1 protein-coding gene is annotated in these 1,489 nt (G+C 71.4%); it reads right to left on the bottom strand.

Annotation, left to right across the window (positions count from 1 at the left end):
- Positions 1-1,448: mycothione reductase (locus tag ACH9D2_RS00585; protein WP_396360767.1), on the bottom strand; the 1,448-nt coding region annotated here is incomplete at its 3' end.
- Positions 1,449-1,489 lie beyond the last annotated feature (41 nt).

Here is a 1,489-nt window from a genome sequence, read left to right as displayed (position 1 = left end):
CCGACGAGGGCTTCGGGGGCCAGCGGGGTGTGCTCGGGGACGTCGAGGCCCAGCAGGGCGTTCTCGACGACCTCGCTCAGGGCGGGGTGGATCCAGTACTGGCCGCGGGCCATCGTGTGGGCGTCGAGGCCGAAGGACATCGCCTGGACCAGCGGCTGGATGAGCAGGGAGGCCTCCTCGCCGATCAGGTGCGCGCCCAGCAGGCGTCCGGTGCCCTTCTCCGCGATCAGCTTGCACAGGCCCGTGTGGTCCTCCATGGCCCACCCGTACGCCGTGGCCCCGTAGTCCTGCACCTTGACGGTGATCTCGCTGCCCTGTTCGACCGCCCACTGCTCGGCCTCCTCCTGGGTCATGCCGACGGACGCGATCTGCGGGCTGGTGAACACGGCGGAGGGCACGAACCGGTGGTCGGTGGCCCGGAGGTCACCGGGGTGCAGGAGATTGTGCTGCACCGTCCGGGCCTCGGCGTTGGCCACGTGCTTGAGCTGATAGGGCGAGCTGATGTCGCCGAGCGCCCAGACCCCTTCGACGGGGCGGCCCCCGGAGAGGGCGCGCTGGTACTCGTCGACGGCCAGCAGATCGTCCGGCCGCACGTCCAGGCCACCCGTCCGGGCGTCGAGCACGTCGGTGTTCGGCTGCCGCCCCGTGGCCACCAGCACCACGTCCGCCGGCAGGCGCATGACGAGCTCCGGGTCCTGCGGGTCGCGGAAGGTGACCATCACGGCGCCCTCGTCGCCGTCCCACTCCTCGACCTCGCTCAGCGTCCATCCCGTCTCGAGCTTCCACTGCCGGGAGGCCTCGCGCGCGAACCGCTCGGCGATCTCCGGGTCGTGGTAGCGCAGGATGCGGTGGGAGCGGTTGACCTGGGTCACCCGGGAGCCGAGGCTGGAGAACACGTGGGCGAACTCGGCGCCGATGTAGCCGCCGCCGACCACCACCACGCGGTCGGGCAGCTCCTCGATGCGCATCACCGTGTCCGAGGTGTGCACCTCGGGCAGGTGGATCCCGGGGATCTCCGGCAGCACCGGGCGCGAGCCGGACGCCACCACGATCTGCTCGGCCGTGAGCTCCTCCCCCGACGCGGTGCGCAGGATCCGCGGCCCGGTGAAGCGCACGTGCTCCTCGTAGACCGTCACGTGGGGCAGCGTCCGGCGGTACTCGAGCCCGCCGTGGGAGATCGCGTCGATCCGCCCGAAGATCCGGTCCCGCATCTCCCGCCAGCGCACGCCGTTCACCCCGGCGTCCAGGCCGAGCCGATCCGCCTCGTGGGCGCGTCGGGCCACACTCGCCGGGTACGCGTACATCTTCGTGGGGATGCAGCCCACGTTGAGGCACGTGCCGCCGAAGGTCCCGCCGTCGACGAGGGCGACGTCCAGTCCCTCGTAGTCCTCGGTGAGGATGGAGTTGCCCGAGCCGGAGCCGATGATGATGAGGTCGAAATTCCGCATGACGACCATCCTATGCGCGGGAGGTGGCCCCTCCCGGGCGG

It is taken from the genome of Kocuria rhizosphaericola, assembly GCF_044462205.1.
Lineage (GTDB): Bacteria > Actinomycetota > Actinomycetes > Actinomycetales > Micrococcaceae > Kocuria > Kocuria rhizosphaericola.
This window is presented reverse-complemented; position numbering and strand designations above follow the sequence as displayed.